Annotated in this window: 18 protein-coding genes; 14 read left to right on the plus strand and 4 right to left on the minus strand. The window is 66.3% G+C overall.

Annotated features, from left to right (window positions below; genetic code table 11):
- From tolR to BLQ71_RS15775, 14 genes are all read left to right on the plus strand, one after another.
- Nucleotides 1–477 (plus strand): protein TolR, encoded by a 477-nt coding sequence (gene tolR, locus BLQ71_RS15705; RefSeq protein ID WP_043142100.1) that lies wholly within the window; start codon nucleotides 1–3, stop codon nucleotides 475–477.
- Between the two features lie 7 nt (nucleotides 478–484).
- A complete protein-coding gene (gene tolA / locus BLQ71_RS26435; protein WP_074622387.1) occupies nucleotides 485–1690 on the plus strand; it encodes a cell envelope integrity protein TolA in 1206 nt (401 codons plus the stop codon).
- Nucleotides 1691–2201: 511 nt separating this feature from the next.
- Nucleotides 2202–3527 carry a Tol-Pal system beta propeller repeat protein TolB gene (gene tolB / locus BLQ71_RS15720; protein WP_043142096.1) on the plus strand — a complete coding sequence of 442 codons (1326 nt, stop codon included), beginning with the start codon at nucleotides 2202–2204 and terminating at the stop codon, nucleotides 3525–3527.
- Between the two features lie 67 nt (nucleotides 3528–3594).
- Complete coding sequence (gene pal, locus BLQ71_RS15725; protein ID WP_069208023.1) at nucleotides 3595–4110, plus strand: peptidoglycan-associated lipoprotein Pal; 516 nt, start codon at nucleotides 3595–3597, stop codon at nucleotides 4108–4110.
- A 3-nt stretch (nucleotides 4111–4113) separates the two neighbouring features.
- Nucleotides 4114–4944, plus strand: coding sequence for a tetratricopeptide repeat protein (locus BLQ71_RS15730; RefSeq protein ID WP_074622388.1), 831 nt, complete (start codon nucleotides 4114–4116; stop codon nucleotides 4942–4944).
- A 4-nt stretch (nucleotides 4945–4948) separates the two neighbouring features.
- A complete protein-coding gene (tilS, locus tag BLQ71_RS15735) occupies nucleotides 4949–6193 on the plus strand; it encodes a tRNA lysidine(34) synthetase TilS (RefSeq protein ID WP_232784779.1) in 1245 nt (414 codons plus the stop codon).
- A gap of 78 nt (nucleotides 6194–6271) precedes the next feature.
- A complete protein-coding gene (gene ftsH, locus BLQ71_RS15740; protein ID WP_043142086.1) occupies nucleotides 6272–8191 on the plus strand; it encodes an ATP-dependent zinc metalloprotease FtsH in 1920 nt (639 codons plus the stop codon).
- Nucleotides 8188–9006 carry a methyltransferase domain-containing protein gene (locus tag BLQ71_RS15745; RefSeq protein ID WP_083342275.1) on the plus strand — a complete coding sequence of 273 codons (819 nt, stop codon included), beginning with the start codon at nucleotides 8188–8190 and terminating at the stop codon, nucleotides 9004–9006. The genes ftsH and BLQ71_RS15745 overlap by 4 nt, the downstream gene beginning before the upstream one ends.
- A 10-nt stretch (nucleotides 9007–9016) precedes the next feature.
- Nucleotides 9017–9604 carry an MOSC domain-containing protein gene (locus BLQ71_RS15750; RefSeq protein ID WP_074622389.1) on the plus strand — a complete coding sequence of 196 codons (588 nt, stop codon included), beginning with the start codon at nucleotides 9017–9019 and terminating at the stop codon, nucleotides 9602–9604.
- 281 nt (nucleotides 9605–9885) lie between these two features.
- A complete protein-coding gene (locus tag BLQ71_RS15755) occupies nucleotides 9886–11562 on the plus strand; it encodes a formate--tetrahydrofolate ligase (protein ID WP_074622390.1) in 1677 nt (558 codons plus the stop codon).
- Nucleotides 11563–11802: a hypothetical protein gene (locus tag BLQ71_RS15760; protein ID WP_133066165.1), complete on the plus strand. Its 240-nt coding sequence runs from the start codon at nucleotides 11563–11565 to the stop codon at nucleotides 11800–11802. It begins immediately after the preceding gene.
- A 40-nt stretch (nucleotides 11803–11842) separates the two neighbouring features.
- Nucleotides 11843–12157, plus strand: coding sequence for a chorismate mutase (locus BLQ71_RS15765; RefSeq protein ID WP_069208028.1), 315 nt, complete (start codon nucleotides 11843–11845; stop codon nucleotides 12155–12157).
- A complete protein-coding gene (gene folD, locus BLQ71_RS15770; RefSeq protein WP_043141911.1) occupies nucleotides 12154–13056 on the plus strand; it encodes a bifunctional methylenetetrahydrofolate dehydrogenase/methenyltetrahydrofolate cyclohydrolase FolD in 903 nt (300 codons plus the stop codon). Before BLQ71_RS15765 ends, folD begins: the two co-directional genes overlap by 4 nt.
- A 146-nt stretch (nucleotides 13057–13202) precedes the next feature.
- Nucleotides 13203–14090 carry an NAD-dependent epimerase/dehydratase family protein gene (locus tag BLQ71_RS15775; RefSeq protein WP_074622391.1) on the plus strand — a complete coding sequence of 296 codons (888 nt, stop codon included), beginning with the start codon at nucleotides 13203–13205 and terminating at the stop codon, nucleotides 14088–14090.
- A 3-nt stretch (nucleotides 14091–14093) separates the two neighbouring features.
- On the opposite strand, the gene BLQ71_RS15780 is transcribed toward BLQ71_RS15775, so the two are convergent.
- From BLQ71_RS15780 to BLQ71_RS15795, 4 genes are all read right to left on the minus strand, one after another.
- Nucleotides 14094–14516, minus strand: coding sequence for a PaaI family thioesterase (locus tag BLQ71_RS15780; protein WP_074622392.1), 423 nt, complete (start codon nucleotides 14514–14516; stop codon nucleotides 14094–14096).
- Between the two features lie 41 nt (nucleotides 14517–14557).
- A complete protein-coding gene (gene pdeM / locus BLQ71_RS15785) occupies nucleotides 14558–15235 on the minus strand; it encodes a ligase-associated DNA damage response endonuclease PdeM (protein ID WP_074622393.1) in 678 nt (225 codons plus the stop codon).
- Between the two features lie 48 nt (nucleotides 15236–15283).
- Nucleotides 15284–15679, minus strand: coding sequence for a hypothetical protein (locus BLQ71_RS15790; protein ID WP_043144729.1), 396 nt, complete (start codon nucleotides 15677–15679; stop codon nucleotides 15284–15286).
- A 173-nt stretch (nucleotides 15680–15852) separates the two neighbouring features.
- Nucleotides 15853–18291 (minus strand): ligase-associated DNA damage response DEXH box helicase, encoded by a 2439-nt coding sequence (locus BLQ71_RS15795; RefSeq protein WP_074622434.1) that lies wholly within the window; start codon nucleotides 18289–18291, stop codon nucleotides 15853–15855.
- Between the last annotated feature and the right edge of the window lie 65 nt (nucleotides 18292–18356).

An 18356-nucleotide genomic window follows, 5' to 3' on the forward strand; every position in this document is an offset into this window, starting at 1 on the left:
ATGGGGGCAGGGGTCGTCAAATCCGGAGGCGGCAAGCGGCGGCGCGGATCGCGCAGGAGCCGGGCACAGCCGATGGCCGAAATCAACGTGACGCCCTTCGTGGACGTCATGCTGGTGCTGCTGATCATCTTCATGGTGGCGGCGCCCCTGCTGACTGTGGGTGTGCCGGTAGAGTTGCCCAAGACGGCGGCGCAAGCGCTGCCCAGCGATCCGCAGGAACCCTTGACCGTGACGCTGTCGGCGGATGGCAAGGTGCTGATCCAGAACACCGAGATCGCCCGCGACGAGCTGGTGAACCGGCTGCGGGCCATCGCGGCGGAACGCTCGGACGACCGGGTCTACCTGCGCGCGGACGGGTCAGTGACCTATTCGGACGTGGCCCAGATCATGGGGGCGTTGAACGCCGGCGGGTTCTCGTCGATCGGTCTGGTGACGGATGTGGGCGGCCCGGCGCTTGACGGACCCGACGGCGGCTGAGGCGCGGATGAACCGCTATTTCTATATATCCGGCGGGGCACATGCCCTGCTGTTTGCCTGGCTGCTGCTGGGTGACGTGTTCTCGGCGGAACCGCCGGACATGCAGGTATCGGACGTGACCGTGCTGAGCGAAGAGGATTTCGCCCTGCTGACGGCGCCGCCGGTCCCTGACCCTGTGCCGGAAGCGGAAACGCCCGTCGCACCGCCGCCGGAGCCAGAGCCTGAACCTGCGCCAGAACCCGAGCCGGCCCCGGCGCCGGAGCCGGCTCCCGTGCCGGAGCCCGAACCCGAACCCCAACCGGTGCCCGAACCCCAGCCCGTGCCGCAGCCCGAACCTGAACCCGTGCCCGAACCCCAGCCGGTTCCGGAACCCGATCCCGTGCCTGCCCCGACGCCGCTGCCGGATCCCGAACCCGTTCCGGCGCCGATCGCGCCGCAGCCAGCCCCGGTGCCCACGACGCGTGCGCCCAGTGCTTCGCTGCGACCACAGGCACGCCCGGCAGACCGCGTGGCCAGCGAACCCGTGGCGCCGCCCGATCCGAACACCGAACGCGCCGAAGAGCGTGTCGAGGCGGTGGACCCCGAGGCAGACGCACCCGAGGTCGTCGAGGAAGAGCGCGTGCCGACCGCCCCGCCGGAAACCGCGACAGAGATTGTGCCCGAGGGCGGCCCGCGTTTCGCGCCGACGGAATCGCTGCGTCCTCAGGCGCGCACGCCTCGCGTCGCGCAGGCGGCGACACCCCGTCCCGATCCCGCCCCCGATGCGACCCCGGAACCCTCCGGCACGCCGGACCCGGAGCCTTCGGCGCCGGACTTGCCGGACGTCAACGCCGATATCACCTCGGCGCTGGCGGATGCCCTGTCGGCTGCGCCGCCCGATGTTCCCGCCGGTCCCCCCATGACACGGGGCGAACGCGAGGCACTGCGGCTGGCAGTGCAGGCCTGCTGGATCGTCGACAACGGCTCCGAGGCGTCGAACGTCACTGTGACGGTCGGGATGGAACTCGATCAGGACGGGCGAGTCGTGCCCGGCAGCCTGCGCATGGTTGGCGCCTCTGACGGCAGTGCGGCGGCGGTGCAGACTGCTTTCCAGGCTGCGCGGCGCGCGGTCCTGCGCTGCGAAAAGGGGGGATATGACCTGCCCGCGGAGAAATACGAGCAGTGGAAAGAGATCGAGATGACATTCAATCCCGACCAGATGAGGTTGCGGTGAGGGGCACGGCGGCTCTGGCGGTCCTGTGCCTGATGGCCGCGCCCGGTACGGTCTTGGCGCAATCCTACGCCGCAGAGTTCGCGCAGGCGGTTGAGCGCTGCTGGGTGATCGACGTGAACAGCGAGGCCGCGGACATCGGGGTAACGCTGGCGTTTTCGATGCTGCCGGACGACCGGATCCAGCCGGACAGCGTGCATCTGGTCCGTGCCTCATCCGGCAGCAAGGCCGCCCATCGACAGGGCCTTTCAATCCGGACGCCGTGTGGTTCTGCGGTGCCAGTGGGGCGGGGGCTACGACCTGCCCGCCTCGGATTACGCGCGCTGGAAGGTGGTCGAGATGACCTTCGATCCTCACGAGTTGCGCCTTGAATGAGCGATTTCCTGCGCAAATTCCCCCTCTGCGACCCGGTATTGCCGGTTTTGCGGCGGGGGAAATCAGGATAGGTTAACGCAGAGCGGGCACAGACCCGCCACATCCGGTCCGAGCAGTGCCCGAAGGAGGGTTTTCCGAGATGATCGCACGTCTAGCCGCCCTGGTCCTTGCCTGTGCCACGGCATTCCTGCCTGTGGCCGTCCAGGCCCAGTCCGGTCCCCTGCGCATCGAGATCACCGAAGGTGTGATCGAACCCTTGCCCTACGCGGTGCCCGATTTCGTTGCCGAAACCCAGGCTGCGGAACAGTTCGCGGCCGAGATCAGCCGCGTCGTCGCCGCCGACCTGACCGGCACCGGCCTGTTCCGCGAGATCCCGCGCGACGCGCATATCGCCCGCGTCAGCAGCTTTGGCGCGCCGGTCCAGTTCGCCGACTGGAAGGCGATCAACGCGCAGGCGCTGATCACTGGTTCCGTTTCCGCCGATGCCTCTGGCCGCGTGGTGGTCAAGTTCCGGGTGTGGGACGTCTTCGCGGGCCAGGAACTGGGACAGGGGATGCAATTTGCCTCTGACGCCAGCGGCTGGCGCCGGCTGGCACACAAGGTGGCCGATCAGGTCTACAGCCGGCTGACTGGCGAGACGCCCTATTTCGACAGCCGCGTGGTCTTTGTCTCGGAAACCGGACCCAAGGACGCACGCCAGAAACGTCTGGCGATCATGGATTACGACGGCGCCAACGTGCAGTACCTGACCGACGACTCGTCGCTGGTGCTGGCGCCGCGCTTTTCGCCCAATGGCGGGCGGGTCCTCTACACCAGCTATGAGACCGGCTTTCCGCGCATCCACGTCCTGACCGTGGGCGACGTGGCCAGCCAGATCCTGCAGGTGGGCGAAGGCGTGATGAGCTTTGCGCCGCGGTTCTCCCCGGACGGGCGGATGGTCGTCTATTCGCTGACCCAGGGATCGAACACCGACATCTTCGCGATGGACCTGGCGAGCGGGGCGACACGGCGGCTGACCTCTGCACCCTCGATCGAGACGGCGCCGAGCTTTTCGCCCGATGGCCAGCGCATCGTCTTTGAAAGCGACCGCTCCGGCACACAGCAACTCTATGTCATGCCGGCGATGGGCGGAGAGGCGCAGCGGATCAGTTTCGGCGACGGACGCTACGGCACCCCGGTCTGGAGCCCGCGTGGCGACCGCATCGCCTTTACCAAGCAGAACGCGGGCCGGTTCCACATCGGCGTGATGCGCACCGACGGCGGCGAGGAGCGCCTGCTGACCGCCTCTTTCCTGGATGAAGGCCCGACCTGGGCCCCCAACGGCCGCGTTATCATGTTCTCGCGCGAGACGCAGGGCGCGCAGGGCTCGTCGGCGCTGTACTCGGTCGATATCTCGGGGCGCAACCTGAAACGGGTGCGCACCCCGGCGGGCGCCTCGGACCCCAGCTGGGGCCCGCTGCAATAAGACGTCATTTCCCATATATTGCGCCCTGTGATAGACAGGCCGCAATGACAAGAGCAGGACCTGATCCATGAAACATCTCACCAAGGCCATCCTGATCGGCGCGGCGCTGGCCACCGCGGCCTGTACCAACCCGTCGCGGTTCGGTGGCGACGACGCTTCGCGTGGGGCGGGCGGTCCGGGAACCTATGCGCCGGGCAGCGTCGACGATCCGGCTTCGCCGGCCTATTTCTCGGCTCGTGTCGGGGATCGGGTGCTGTTCGCGGTCGACCAGTCGACCCTGTCGGCGGAGGCGCGCGTGGTGCTGGACGGGCAGGCCAAGTGGCTGATGGACAACCCCGACTATTTGGCCATCATCGAGGGCCACGCGGATGAGCAGGGCACGCGGGAATACAACCTTGCGCTGGGCGCCCGCCGTGCCAACGCGGTGATGGAATACCTGGTGGCCAAGGGCATCCCGCAAAGCCGTCTGAAATTCGTCAGTTATGGCAAGGAACGCCCGCTCGAGATCTGCTCGGAAGAGGCCTGCTATGCCAAGAACCGCCGCGCCGTGACCGTGATCTCGGTCAGCAGCCTGACGGGATAAGACATGTTGCGTGCGGTGGTGTTCGGGGCCTGCCTGCTGGCAGGCGGCATGGCGGCGGCCCAGCAGGGCGAAACTCTGGCCGACGTCAAGCAGGACCTTGCCGTCCTGACGGTCGAATTACGCAAGCTGCGGGCCGAGCTGAACACCACGGGCGCGCCCTCTGTCGCGGTGGGCGGGTCCGCGCTGGACCGGATCACCGCGATCGAGAGCGAGCTGCAGCGCGTGACTGCCAAGACCGAGGAGCTGGAGTTCCGTATCGGGCAGGTTGTCAGGGACGGCACGAACCGTATCGGCGACCTGAAATTCCGTATCTGCGAGCTGGAACCCGGCTGTGATATTGGCCGGCTGAGCGAGACAGACCCCTTGGGCGGTGATGCCGGCCCGGCGCCGGTCGCGGCGCAGCCCGCGCCGCCCCCTGCCACGGATGCGCTGCCGTTCGACGGAGAGCTGGCGATCAGCGAAGAGGCGGATTTCCGCGCCGCGCTCGAGGCCTTGGACGAGGGCGATTACGCTGGCGCCGAGATGCTCTTTGCCCAGTTCCGCGAAACCTACCCGATGGGGCCGCTGGAACCTGCGGCCCTGATCGGCGAGGGCCGCGCGCTCGAGGCGCAGGGGGACACGCGCGAGGCCGCGCGGCGCTACCTGTCGGCCTATTCGGGCTTTCCGGATGCCAAGGTCGCACCCGAGGCGCTGTGGCGCCTGGGCGATGCGCTTGGGGCGCTGGGCTCGGTAAGCGAGGCCTGCATCACCTTGGGCGAGGTCGCGCTGCGCTATCCCGGCTCGGACGCGGTGTCCCGCGCGACCGCCAGCCGCCAGAGCCTTGGGTGCCAGTAGGACGGTGAACCTCGACCAGCGGTTTGCCGAGGCGATGGGCCAGTTGCTTGGCCCGGATTTCCCTTCTGAAATCGGCCTGGCCGTCTCTGGGGGCGGCGACAGCATGGCGATGCTGACGCTTGCGCATAACTGGAGCCATGTCTGGGGTGTGCGTCTGCGCGTGGTGACGGTGGACCACGGGCTGCGGCCCGAATCCGCGGATGAGGCGGCGATGGTAGCCCGGGAATGTGCGGAGCTTGGCTGGCCCCACACAACGCTGCGCTGGCACTGGGACGGCACGGGCAACAAGATGGACGCGGCGCGGCGTGGTCGGCTGGCGCTGATCGACGCATGGCGCGGATCCCTGTCCCACGTGCTGATGGCCCACACGCGTGATGACGTGGCCGAGACATTCCTGATGCGCCTGGCGCGTGGCTCTGGCGTGGACGGCCTGTCGGCCATGTCGGCCCGGCGCCATGTGGGCGGCATGCAGATCCTGCGTCCTTGCCTGGAGATGGGCCGTGCCGAGTTGCGCCATTACTTGACGGTCCTCAAAGGGCGCTGGGTCGAGGATCCGTCGAATGATGATCCGGCCTATGGGCGGGTGCGGATGCGGCGCCTGTTGGCGGACTTGCAGGCCGAAGGGCTGGGCGCCGAAACGCTGGCCGACACGGCGGCCCGTCTGCGCGATGATCGTTTGGCCCTTGCCATGCGCGCCGCGACGATCTGGGACGGGGTTGGTACACAGACCGGCTGGGGCGGGCTGACGCTGGCGCCGGATTGGCACGAACAGGTCGAACCGGCCACGCAGCGGCGCCTGCTGTCGGCCATGCTGCGCTTTGTGTCCGGTGCGGACTACGCACCCCGGGCCGAGGCATTGGAAGGGTTGCGGGACCGGCTGGTCAGCGGGGGCGGCGGAACGTTGCACGGTTGTGAGGTGATCCACCACCGGGGCCGGGTGCTGATGTTCCGCGAGGCGGCCGCGGTTGCCGAGGCGACAGCCATCGCCCCGGGTGTCACGTGGGACGGACGGTGGCAGGTCACGACGCCCGACCACGCAGGACGCACGATCCGCGCCCTGGGAGAGGACGGCTGGCGGCAGGTTGCCGAGACGCCGCCATGCGCTCCGCCGTTTCGCGCCGCCTTGTCCCTGCCGTCGATCTGGCAGGATGACACCTTGCTGGCCTGCGATGCCCTGGGTGTCGGCCCCGGCAATACTGCGCGCCTGTGCCGCGCCGGGGTGTTCCGCGACTTCCTGCTCTCGCATTGAAGCCGGGGCGCCGATCTCTATGTTACACTGCAACTCGCTGTGCTATGAGCCTGCAAAGCTTACAAAGGAGTTCCCCCCTTGGGTAACGCAAGAAACATCGCCTTCTGGGTCGTTCTGTTCCTCCTGATCCTGGCGCTCTTCAACCTGTTCTCGGGCGGCGGCACCACGCTGCAGAGCCGCGAAGTCGGGTATTCCGATTTCGTCCGCGCGGTTGAGACGCAGAACGTCAGCTCTGTGACCATCGACGGCGAACAGGTGCGCTATCGCACCAACGAGGGGCAGGACTATGTCACCATCAAGCCCGAGGATGCGGAACTGACCAACCTGCTGTTGGACAATAATATTCCGGTCAAGGCCGAGGCGCAGGAACAGTCGGGGTTCCAGTCCTTCCTGCTGTCTCTTCTGCCCTTCCTCTTGCTGATCGGTGTCTGGATCTACTTCATGAACCGGATGCAGGGCGGCGGCAAAGGTGGCGCGATGGGCTTTGGCAAGTCCAAGGCCAAGCTGTTGACTGAGAAACATGGCCGCGTGACCTTTGACGACGTTGCGGGCATCGACGAGGCCAAGGAAGAACTCGAAGAGATCGTCGAATTCCTGCGCAACCCGCAGAAATTCAGCCGCCTGGGCGGCAAGATTCCCAAGGGCGCTCTGCTGGTGGGTCCTCCGGGCACAGGTAAGACGCTTCTGGCGCGCGCGATCGCGGGCGAGGCGGGCGTGCCCTTCTTCACCATCTCCGGTTCCGACTTTGTCGAAATGTTCGTGGGTGTGGGCGCAAGCCGTGTCCGTGACATGTTCGAGCAGGCGAAAAAGAACGCGCCCTGCATCGTCTTCATCGACGAGATCGACGCCGTGGGCCGCGCCCGTGGCCAGGGCTATGGCGGCGGCAACGACGAGCGCGAACAGACGCTCAACCAGTTGCTGGTCGAGATGGACGGTTTCGAGGCGAACGAAGGCGTCATCATCGTGGCCGCCACCAACCGGCGCGATGTTCTGGACCCGGCGCTGCTGCGCCCGGGCCGTTTCGACCGCCAGGTGACGGTGCCGAACCCCGACATCAAGGGCCGCGAAAAGATCCTGGGCGTGCACGCCCGGAAGACCCCGCTGGGCCCGGACGTCGATCTGCGCATCATCGCGCGCGGTACGCCCGGTTTCTCGGGCGCCGACCTTGCCAACCTCGTGAACGAGGCGGCGCTGATGGCGGCGCGTGTCGGTCGCCGGTTCGTGACGATGGAAGACTTCGAGAACGCCAAGGACAAGGTCATGATGGGCGCCGAGCGGCGCAGCATGGTCCTGACCGACGACCAGAAGGAAAAGACCGCCTACCACGAGGCCGGTCACGCGGTGGTTGGGCTGGCCCTGCCGCAGTGCGACCCGGTCTACAAGGCGACGATCATCCCGCGCGGCGGCGCGCTGGGCATGGTGGTCAGCCTGCCGGAAATCGACCGTCTGAACTGGCACAAGTCCGAGTGCGAGGAAAAGATGGCGATGACGATGGCCGGCAAGGCCGCCGAGATCATCAAGTACGGCGAGCCCAACGTCTCGAACGGTCCGGCGGGTGACATCCAGCAGGCCAGCGCGCTGGCCCGTGCGATGGTGCTGCGCTGGGGCATGTCCGACAAGGTCGGCAACATCGACTATGCCGAGGCGCACGAGGGCTACCAGGGCAATACCGCGGGTCTGTCAGTGTCGGCGCATACCAAGGAACTGATCGAGGACGAGGTCAAGCGCTTCATCCAGGAAGCCTATGAACGTGCCTACCAGATCCTGACCGACCGCAAGGACGAGTGGGAGCGCCTGGCGAAAGGGTTGCTGGAATACGAAACCCTGACCGGCGAAGAGATCAAGCGCGTGATGCGGGGCGATCCGCCCCATGCGGGCGACGACGACGGCGGCTCCGGCGCGGTCGAGGACAAGCCCTCGCTGACCGCGATCCCCAAGACCAAGCCCAAGTCCAAACCCTCCGGTGACGGCGGACTGGAGCCAGAGCCCTCGGCATGACGACCGGGAAGACAGAAGACGATTGGGACCCCGGGACCTATCACAGGTTCCGGGGTTATCGTTTGCTGCCCGCACTGGATCTCTTGGCGCGGATCGGGCCATTGCCGGTGGGCGACGTTGTGGACCTTGGCTGTGGGGCCGGGGACGTGGCGCCGGACCTGCACCTGCGGTTCTGCAAGACGACCGGCGCCAGGCTGATCGGAGTCGACAGCTCTCCGGCGATGCTGCAACAGGCGCGGGGGCAGGGGGTCTATGATCGCTTGGACGAGAGAGACATCGCGGAATGGCGACCGAAAAAGGCGCCTGCACTGATATTCTCCAATGCCGCTCTGCACTGGATCGACGGTCACGAGGCCATCCTGCCCGTCCTTGTGGACAGCCTGGTCCCCGGCGGCGTGCTGGCCGTTCAGGTGCCGCATCAGAACAACGCGCCCTCGCATCGGCTGTGGCGCACCCTGGCCGAGGAACTCTGCCCCGGCCAGCTTCGGGACGTGCACCTGCCCGAGGTGTTGAAACCGGCGCAGTATTATCACCTGCTTGAAGGCCTGGGAGAAATCAGCCTCTGGGAGACGGAGTATTTCCAGAAACTTCCGCCCTGCGACGATGGGCATCCGGTACGCCGCTTTACAGAGGCGACCTATGCCCGGCCCATCCTGCGGGCCATGCCCGAAACGGCCCGCGCCAGACTGGTGGCCGCTTATGACGAACTGATTCCCAAGGCCTACCCGTTGTCCGCCGATGGGGGCGCGTTGTTCCCCCTTCGGCGGATGTTCTTTACCCTTACCCGTGAAGGGCGATCCGTTCCCGCCCCCTAGAAAGGCCCCCATGCCCGCGCTCAAACCGACTGATTACACCGCAACCGTCACATGGTTGGGGGTCGTGACGAATGCCGACCGTGTCGAACTGCTGTCCGAACCGAGAGAGCGGCTGGACCTGACCTTTGACGGCGTGGCGGGATCGTTCCACGGCGGCGCGACGCGGCCTTCTTGTACGCGGGTCAAGTCGCAGTATCCCAAGGGCACGGAAATCCGGAACGAACGTCAACTGAGTATCATCAGCGCCGAGGAACTGGCCGAGATCGCCGCCCTGATCGGCGTGCAGGCGATTGACCCGGCGAGGCTGGGCGCCTCTATGGTTCTCAGCGGATTGCCGGATTTCAGCTTTGTCCCGCCATCATCCAGGCTGCAGGCGCCTTCGGGGGCGACGCTGACCGTGGACATGCAGAACCGGCCTTGCCAGTTTCCCGCCAAGAGCATCGAGGCAGTGGCACCGGGCAAGGGGCGCGGCTTCAAGCCCGCCGCCGCGGGACGGCGCGGCGTGACCGCCTCTGTCGCCCGAGAGGGCAGTGTGGCGATCGGCGATGTCCTGCGCTTGCACATCCCCGATCAGCGCGCCTGGCAGCCCGAGGGCTGAATCCGGGCCGATCTTGGCCGAATTCCACGAATAGAGACCGAAGTTTCCGATACGAAAGTTCGTGTTGCTCTGCGCCCGTGCAGCAGTGATCTATGGGCGCAGCGGGATCACCATCCGCCCCGCCGGAGCCTGGGGTTTCCGATCAGCGGCACATGGCTGCTGACGCGGGCAACCTTCGCCGCAGTTACGCAAGAAAAGGTCGGATTCGCTTTCACAGGCGGTCCGGCACATCGCTATGGCTGGGCCATCGCGAAACCATCCGCAACAGGGACAGCACCAAGATGGCATTCAAGTCCGACATCGAAATCGCCCGCGAGGCCAACAAGAAGCCGATCCAGCAGATCGGGGATGCGCTGAACATTCCGGGTGAGCACTTGCTGCCCTACGGCCATGACAAGGCCAAGATCAGCCAGGCCTTCATCGACAGCGTCCAGGAACGCCCCGATGGCAAGCTGATCCTCGTGACCGCGATCAACCCGACGCCCGCGGGCGAAGGCAAGACCACCACGACCGTGGGTCTGGGCGACGGTCTGAACCATATCGGCAAGAAGGCGATGATCTGCATCCGCGAAGCCTCGCTTGGCCCGAACTTCGGGATGAAGGGCGGCGCCGCCGGCGGTGGCAAGGCGCAGGTCGTGCCGATGGAGGAAATGAACCTCCACTTCACCGGTGACTTCCACGCCATCACCAGCGCCCACAGCCTGCTGTCGGCCATGATCGACAACCACATCTACTGGGGCAACGAGGCCCAGATCGACCAGCGCCGCGTCACCTGGCGCCGTGTGGTGGACATGAACGACCGGTCGCTGCGCCAGATCACCTCCTCGCTCGGCGGTGTCTCCAACGGGTTCCCGCGCGAGGACGGTTTCGACATCACCGTGGCTTCCGAGGTCATGGCGATCCTCTGCCTGGCGAAGAACCTCAAGGACCTCGAAGAGCGTCTGGGCAACATGATCGTGGCCTACCGTCGCGACAAGTCGCCGGTGTTCTGCCGTGACATCAAGGCCGAGGGCGCGATGACCGTCCTGCTCAAGGACGCGATGCAGCCGAACCTGGTGCAGACGCTGGAAAACAACCCGGCATTCGTCCACGGCGGTCCCTTTGCCAACATCGCGCACGGCTGCAACTCGGTCATCGCGACGACGACCGCGCTGAAACTGGCCGACTATGTCGTGACCGAGGCGGGCTTTGGCGCCGACCTGGGTGCCGAGAAGTTCATGGACATCAAGTGCCGCAAGGCGGGCCTCAAGCCCGACGCGGTTGTCATCGTCGCCACCGTGCGCGCGATGAAGATGAACGGCGGCGTGGCCAAGGCCGATCTTGGCACCGAGAACGTCGCAGCCGTCAAGGCGGGTTGTCCGAACCTGGGCCGCCACATCGAGAACATGAAAAAGTTCGGCGTGCCGGCGGTCGTGGGCATCAACCACTTCGTCACCGACACCGACGCAGAGGTGCAGGCGGTCATGGACTACTGTGCCGAGCTGGGTGTCGAAGCGATCCTGAACAAGCACTGGGAACTGGGCGGCGAAGGCATCACCGAGACCGCGAAGAAGGTTGTCGAGCTCTGTGAAAGCGGGGCGGCCAACTACGCGCCGCTCTACGCCGACGAGCTGTCGCTGGCCGAGAAGATCGAGACCGTCTGTAAGGAAATCTACCGCGCCGACAGCGTGGTGATGGACGGCAAGATCCTGAACCAGCTGAAGGAATGGGAAGGCCAGGGCTACGGCAACCTGCCGGTCTGCATGGCCAAGACGCAGTATTCCTTCTCGACCGACCCGACCCAGCGCGGCGCGCCCACCGGCTTTGACATCCCCGTGCGTGAGGTCCGCCTGTCGGCCGGGGCTGGCTTCATCGTGGTGGTCTGCGGTGAGATCATGACCATGCCGGGCCTGCCGCGTGTGCCGGCAGCGGAATCGATCCGCCTGAACGACGAAGGTCTGATCGAAGGCCTGTTCTAAGTGACAAAGAGGACACGCCCGCGCGGAACGACCATCGTCGCGGGCGTGTTCGGTTTGCTGGTCCTGACCATCGGGACGGCGATGATTGGGGCGGCTCTGGCAAGTTGGCTGATCCCTGGTGACAGCGGCAGGGAAGGCCAACTCGGGTTCGTGCTGTTGCTGCCGGTTCTGTGGCTCTGGAAGAAATTCCTGGAATATTGCGGGATTGTTTTCCCGGGGCCGGACGGCGACGGAAAATGACGGTAGGGAGGGGCAGGTTCAATTGCGAAAAGGGAAATCCATGACGCGTCCTGCCCCCGAAACCATTGAGAGCATGGCGGAACTTCGGCTCTGCATCGACGAGATCGACGGCGAACTTGTGCGCCTTCTGGCAGAGCGTGAAGGCTACACCGACCGCGCGCCCGACCTGAAGGCGCGCGAGGGCATCGCGGCCCGGGCACCGCGCCGGATCGAGGCGGTTCTGGCCAACGTGGGCGACAGGGCTCGGGCCGAGGGGCTGGACCCGGAGCTCGCCCGGGCGATTTGGACACTCATGATCGAGACGGTGATCGCCCGCGAGGAACGGGTGATCGGCAAGGAAGGGATAGACGGATGAGCGCAACAATCATTGACGGCAAGGCCTTTGCGGCCACGGTCCGCGAGAAGGTGGCGGCGCATGTGGCGCGGCTGAAGGATGAGAACGGCATCACGCCCGGCCTGGCGGTGGTGCTGGTGGGCGAGGACCCGGCCAGCCAGGTCTACGTCCGTTCGAAGGGCAAGCAGACCGTCGAGGTCGGCATGAACTCCTACGAGCACAAGCTGGAGGCCGACACCTCCGAGGCGGACCTGCTGGCGCTGATCGACAAGCTGAACAAGGACCCGGCTGTACATGGCATCCTGGTGCAGCTGCCCCTGCCGAAACACCTCGACGAGGACCTGGTGATCAACTCGATCGAGCCCTCCAAGGACGTGGACGGCTTTCACATTTCCAACGTGGGCCTGCTGGGCACCGGTCAGAAATCGATGGTGCCCTGCACGCCGCTGGGTTGCCTGATGATGCTGCGCGACCACCACGGCAGCCTGTCCGGCATGGACGCGGTGGTGATCGGCCGGTCGAACATCGTCGGCAAGCCGATGGCGCAGCTGCTGCTGGGGGACTCGTGCACCGTGACGATTGCGCACAGCCGGACCAAGGACCTGCCGGAGGTCGTGCGCCGCGCCGATATCGTCGTGGCCGCCGTGGGCCGCCCCGAGATGGTGCCGGGCGACTGGATCAAGCCGGGCGCCACGGTGATCGACGTGGGCATCAACCGCATCGATGCGCCGGAAAAGGGCGAAGGCAAGACCCGCCTCGTGGGCGACGCGCATTACGAGAGCTGCGCCGCGGTTGCGGGTGCGATCACGCCGGTGCCCGGCGGCGTCGGCCCGATGACCATCGCCTGCCTGCTGGCCAACACGCTGACCGCCTGCTGCCGGGCGAATGGACTGGCAGAGCCGGAGGGGCTGACCGCCTGAGGGTCACCCCAGACCAAAATAGGCGCGCCCCACCGGGGCGCGTTTTTGTTTCAGCTGATACCCTCGTGGACGGGCGCGGGCCTTCCTCTGGCCATTCCGACCGGGGACCGGCATGGTGCCCCCCAAAGAAGGGGAGGACAAGAACCATGCGCATTCTGTTTACCGGAGGGTCCGGCAAGGCCGGGCGTCACGTCGTTGCCTACCTGCTGGACCAGGGGCACCGGGTTCTGAACGTCGACCGTGTCCCGCTGGACCTGGAAGGCGTCGACAACCGCATCGCCGACATCACAGACGCCGGCCAGGTCTATGACGTCATGAGCAGCCTCGCGGGCCTCGACGAGCTGGAGCCGGGAACTGGCGTGCCGAGGTTCGATGCCGTCGTGCATTTCGCGGCGATCCCGCGCATCCTCGTGACCTCGGACAACGAGTGTTACCGGGTCAACACGCTGGGCACCTACAATATCATCGACGCGGCGGTGAAATTCGGTATCCGCAAGATCGTCTTTGCCTCGTCCGAGACCACCTATGGCGTCTGTTTCGCCGATGGCGAGCGCAAGCCGGACTTCCTGCCCGTCGACGAGACCCATCCCACCGTGCCCGAGGACAGCTATGCAATGTCCAAGGTCTGCAACGAGGTGACGGCGCGCAGCTTTCAAGCGCGCAGCGGGTGCGACATCTACGGCCTGCGGATCAACAACGTGATCGAGCCGCATGAATACGCACAGGACTTCCCGGCCTACATGCAGGACCCGGCCCTGCGGCGGCGCAACATCTTTGCCTATATCGACGCGCGCGACCTGGGGCAGATGGTCGACCGGTGCCTGGCGACCGACGGGTTGGGCTACGAGGTCTTCAACGTGTCGAACGACGATCATTCGGTCGGGCTGAGCACCTCTGAACTGATCGAGAGGTTCTACGAGGGCGTGCCGGTCAAGGGCACGTTGGGCGAGACCGAGACGCTGTACAGCAACCGCAAGGCCAAGGAAATGCTGGGCTACCAGCCGCGCCACGGCTGGCGCGATGTGCTGGGGTAACGGTCAGTCCTGCCGGAGCGGGACGCGGACCATCGTCCCGGTCAGCCGGGCGATATGCCGTTCCTCGGTTCCGGTGACGGCATAGACATCGGCCTGCGTGACCAGCATCCGCTTGCCCGGCTTGATGACGCTGCCGCGGGCAACGAGGCGTTCCCCGACGCCGGGAGCAAGATAGTGGATCGCCATTTCGGACGTGACGACGTCACTTTCCGCGTCGAGCAGCGTGACGGCGGCGTAGCCGGCGGCGCTGTCGCCAATGGCAAAGGGCAGGGCGCCGTGGGCATAGCCCTGTTGCTGCGACACCTCGGGCCGGATCGGCACCTCGATCTCGATTTCGCCGGGGGCGACGCGGGTCAACGACGCGCCAAGTGTGACAAGCATGCCCTGGTGGTTGAAACTGGTGCGGATGCGCGTGTCTAGGTCCATGTTGCGACTTGGCCATGCCGCGCGGGCAAGGGCAAGAGGGATCAGCCCGCCCTTGCGCGACGGGGCATCGGAATGGCCACGGGACGCGGACCCGTCAGGATGGCCTGGGCCGACGGGTCCATAAGGTCGGAGAGGACGGGAGCATCGCAGTGCAGCCCGCCGGTGTAGGCCCCATAGGCGGGCAGGATCAGGCGCGTTTCGTCGACCAGGAAACAGGGGCGGGTCACGCTGCGCCCCCTGAGGGACAGTCGCGCCTTGGGATGATAGTGGCCCGAAACCTCTGCCCGGCCATCCGGAGTGGCGATATGGCGAAAGGTCAGAGCGGCTTCTCTGTGTTCGGAGCGATGCGCGCCTTTCAGTGTCACGGGGGCCGGATCGTGGTTGCCTGCGATCCAGATCCACTCTCGCCCCGCCTGCAGACGGGTGATCCACAGCAGGTCTTCCTGCGGCAGAGCGGACTCTATCCCCGGCGCATCGAAACTGTCGCCCAGGCAGATGACCCGCTGGGTCTTGGTGGCGGCAAGATCATCGTCCAGACGTTGCAGGGTCTCCCGCGTCTCGTAGGGCGGAAGCTGCGCGCCCCCCACGGCGGAAAGCCGCGCGGATTTGCCGAGATGCAGGTCAGAGACCACCAGTATCCCGGCCTCGGGCCAGTGCAGTGCCCCGGACGGGAGGGCCTGCAGGGTGACGCCATGAAAAGAGAACCCGTGCGTGTTCATGGCTTGTTCTTGACACGCCGTGGCGGTGTCCGCAAGCGGGTGCAAGGCTCAGGCGGCCTTGCGGTCTTCCTCGGCTGTTGTCGCGGCGTTGCGTGCCTTGCGGGCGGCCTTTTCGGCACGTGCATCGGCGGCCCATAGGTCCAGCAGGTCCTGCGCGTCCGCCTGCCATTCGTCAAGTGTGGGCGTTTCTGTCCGGACAAAGCGGGCTGGGCGCCGATCTGCGAGCGTCGGCAGGATGAAGGCCAGGGTAAGGATAAGGGCAACCGTCACGACCGCGCCGCCAACCCAGGCTGTCGCCAGAACCCACGCCCAGTGCAGCCCCGCCACCTGTGCGGCGATGCCCATTCCCGTGATGCAAAGGATGTTCAGAACGAGGATCGAGAAGACGTTGAGAACGGCAGGAGTGTCATCGTGAAGCTGGTCGGGATCGAAATGGACAGACATTGTTCGGGGCTTTCGTTGTAAGGGGGGCAGCTTTCTGTCTGCCATGACCTGCACCGGGGCAAGCCGCCGTTTTGGCCCTGCGAACGGTATAAGGGATCGCGCTGGCCGGATCACGCGGACGCTTGGGTGGTTCGGTGCGAAATCGGAGAGGAGGCCTATCCGTTGGGGTAGGGCTACCAGGGCACCCGCCATGCCGGCTTGGTTTCGACCTGCGCCAAGCCGCTTTCGTCCAGAAGGCGGGTGATTTCCTCTTCCATCAGCCGTTCGTCCGCCAACCCGTTGACCGGCACCCGCCCGGGTTCAAGAAAGAGCGGCGCGGCCAACGGGGTGACTCGGGAAAGGCGCAGGTGATCGATGCGGTCGCCGACGCGTTCGCACATCTCGCGGATGCGGGCGAAATCGACGAGGCCGCGCATCGCCTCCTCGCGGGTGATCTGCATCAAGAGGTGCTCGGGGTCGTATTTCAGCAAGGTGTCGTACAGGATGTCCGAGGACATGGTGGCCTGCCGCCCGGTCTTGCGCTGCCCGCCGATCTGCCGCTCGATCAGCCCGGCAATGGTGGCCGAGGCGCGAAAGGTGCGTTTCATCACTGCGTTGCCCGCAAGCCAAGTGTCGAGGCCGTTTTCCAACGCCTGCAGATCGAACAGCGGCACCGGATCGGTCACCGCGTCCAGCCCCCAGATCAGCGTGGCGTAATCGGTGCTGACGAAACCCATCGGTGCCAGCCCCATCTCCTCCATCCGTTTCGTCAGCAGGAGACCCAGCGTCTGCTGCGCATTGCGCCCGGCAAAGCCGTAGACCACCAGTTGCTGCCGCCCGTCGTGGGGGAAGCTCTCGACCAGCAGGCGGCCCGGTTCGGGCAGGCGCGAGACCTCGCGCTGCAGGTGCAGCCAGTCGCGGGTGTGGGGTGGCAGGTCGGGCCAGTCCTCTGCCCGGAACATCCGCAGGATACGGTCCGAAAGCTGCGTTGAGGTCGAGAATTTCGTGCCCATGAAAGTGGCGATCTTGGGCTTGCGTCCCGGGTCGCGCGTCACCTCGACCACCAGTTCGCGCAGCCCCTCGTAGCGCACGATCTGGCCGCCGATCAGGAAGGTGTCGCCCTTGGTCAGCGAGGCGGCAAAGCCTTCCTCGACCTCGCCCAGCGGCGCCCCGCCGCGTCCGCGCCATTTCACCTTGAGCGTGTCGGTGTCCTGGATGGTGCCGATGTTCTGGCGGATGCGGGTGGCGGAGCGCGGGTCGCGCAGCTGCCAACGCCCGTCCGCGCGCTGTTGCAGGCGCTGCCACTGGTCATAGGCGCGCAGCGCATAGCCGCCTGTGGCGCAGAAATCGAGACAGGCATCGAATTGCGCCCGGGTCAGCCCGGCGTAGGCGCCCGCGCCGCGCATTTCGTGGTAGAGGGCGTCGGCCTCGAATGGGCCAGAGGCGGCGGCGATCAGGATATGCTGGCAGAGCACATCGCGCGGCCCCGGCCCGCGCGGCTCGCCGTCCAGATCATGCGCCTTGACCGCCTCCAGCGCGGCCAGGCATTCGACCACCTCAAAGCGGTTGGCGGGCACCAGAATCGCCTTGGACGGCGCGTTGTAGCGGTGATTGGCGCGGCCGATCCGCTGGACCAGCCGCTTGACGTTCTTCGGCGCCCCGACCTGGATCACCAGGTCCACGTCCCCCCAGTCGATGCCCAGGTCCAGCGAGCCGGTGCAGACGATGGCGCGCAACTGGCCCGCGACCATTGCCGCCTCGACCTTTTCCCGCTGGCCGCGGTCGAGCGAGCCGTGGTGGATGCCGATGGGCAGCGCATCCTCGTTCGCCAGCCAGAGATTGTGGAAATAGATCTCGGCCTGCGCGCGGGTGTTATGAAAGATCAGCGTGGTCTTGTGGCGTTTGACTTCTTCCAGCACGGCCGGGATGGAATAGGCAGCGCCGCCCCCGGCCCAGGGCGGGGCTTGGTCCGTGACCAGCATCGAGATGTCCGGGTCCGGCCCGGGATCGGCCTGCAGGATTTCGCAGGGCTGATCGCCGTGGGCCATGAGCCGCGCGATGGCCTGCGGGTCCTCGACCGTGGCCGACAGGCCCACGCGGCGCAGGTCGGGGCAGAGCGCCTGCAACCGTGCCAGCGCCAGCATGAGCTGATCGCCGCGCTTGGATTCGCTCAAGGCGTGAATCTCGTCGACGATGACCCTTTGGAGGCCCGCGAACATGCGCGGCGCATCCTCGTAAGAGGTCAGCAGGGCGAGGCTTTCAGGCGTGGTCAGCAGGATGTGCGGCGGGTCGGCGCGCTGGCGTTTCTTGCGGCTGGCGGGCGTGTCGCCGGTGCGGTCCTCGACCCGGATTGGCAGGCCTGCCTCCTCGATGGGGATCAGCAGGTTACGCCGAATGTCGGCGGCCAGCGCCTTGAGCGGCGAGATGTAGAGCGTGTGCAGGCCGTTGCGTGGGTTCTCGGCCAGTTCTGAAAGCGTCGGCAGGAACCCGGCCAGCGTCTTGCCGCCGCCGGTGGGCGCGATCAATAGTAGCGCAGGGTCGGCGGCACGGTCCAGCATGGCGCGCTGGTGTGGATGGACCTGCCAACCACGCGAGTCGAACCAGCTTTGCAGACTGTCGGGAAGCCTTGTCATGGTCGAGAGATAACCCGCTCCATCGGAAAGCAACAGCGTGCCGACCGGCGGTTGCGACTCCTCTT

The organism is Antarctobacter albus (assembly GCF_900101505.1).
GTDB classification, from domain to species: Bacteria; Pseudomonadota; Alphaproteobacteria; order Rhodobacterales; family Rhodobacteraceae; genus Antarctobacter; species Antarctobacter albus.

What these genes read in the sequence shown, in the direction of transcription:
- pdeM (WP_074622393.1), bottom strand. Translation starts at nt 15,235, where the DNA reads ATGAACACGCACGGGTTCTCTTTTCATGGCGTCACCCTGCAGGCCCTC.
- BLQ71_RS15780 (WP_074622392.1), bottom strand. Translation starts at nt 14,516, where the DNA reads ATGGACCTAGACACGCGCATCCGCACCAGTTTCAACCACCAGGGCATG.
- BLQ71_RS15765 (WP_069208028.1), top strand. Translation starts at nt 11,843, where the DNA reads ATGACGCGTCCTGCCCCCGAAACCATTGAGAGCATGGCGGAACTTCGG.
- BLQ71_RS15755 (WP_074622390.1), top strand. Translation starts at nt 9,886, where the DNA reads ATGGCATTCAAGTCCGACATCGAAATCGCCCGCGAGGCCAACAAGAAG.
- BLQ71_RS15790 (WP_043144729.1), bottom strand. Translation starts at nt 15,679, where the DNA reads ATGTCTGTCCATTTCGATCCCGACCAGCTTCACGATGACACTCCTGCC.
- pal (WP_069208023.1), top strand. Translation starts at nt 3,595, where the DNA reads ATGAAACATCTCACCAAGGCCATCCTGATCGGCGCGGCGCTGGCCACC.
- BLQ71_RS15730 (WP_074622388.1), top strand. Translation starts at nt 4,114, where the DNA reads ATGTTGCGTGCGGTGGTGTTCGGGGCCTGCCTGCTGGCAGGCGGCATG.
- tolR (WP_043142100.1), top strand. Translation starts at nt 1, where the DNA reads ATGGGGGCAGGGGTCGTCAAATCCGGAGGCGGCAAGCGGCGGCGCGGA.
- BLQ71_RS15795 (WP_074622434.1), bottom strand. Translation starts at nt 18,291, where the DNA reads ATGACAAGGCTTCCCGACAGTCTGCAAAGCTGGTTCGACTCGCGTGGT.
- tolB (WP_043142096.1), top strand. Translation starts at nt 2,202, where the DNA reads ATGATCGCACGTCTAGCCGCCCTGGTCCTTGCCTGTGCCACGGCATTC.
- BLQ71_RS15775 (WP_074622391.1), top strand. Translation starts at nt 13,203, where the DNA reads ATGCGCATTCTGTTTACCGGAGGGTCCGGCAAGGCCGGGCGTCACGTC.
- folD (WP_043141911.1), top strand. Translation starts at nt 12,154, where the DNA reads ATGAGCGCAACAATCATTGACGGCAAGGCCTTTGCGGCCACGGTCCGC.
- BLQ71_RS15750 (WP_074622389.1), top strand. Translation starts at nt 9,017, where the DNA reads ATGCCCGCGCTCAAACCGACTGATTACACCGCAACCGTCACATGGTTG.
- tolA (WP_074622387.1), top strand. Translation starts at nt 485, where the DNA reads ATGAACCGCTATTTCTATATATCCGGCGGGGCACATGCCCTGCTGTTT.
- BLQ71_RS15745 (WP_083342275.1), top strand. Translation starts at nt 8,188, where the DNA reads ATGACGACCGGGAAGACAGAAGACGATTGGGACCCCGGGACCTATCAC.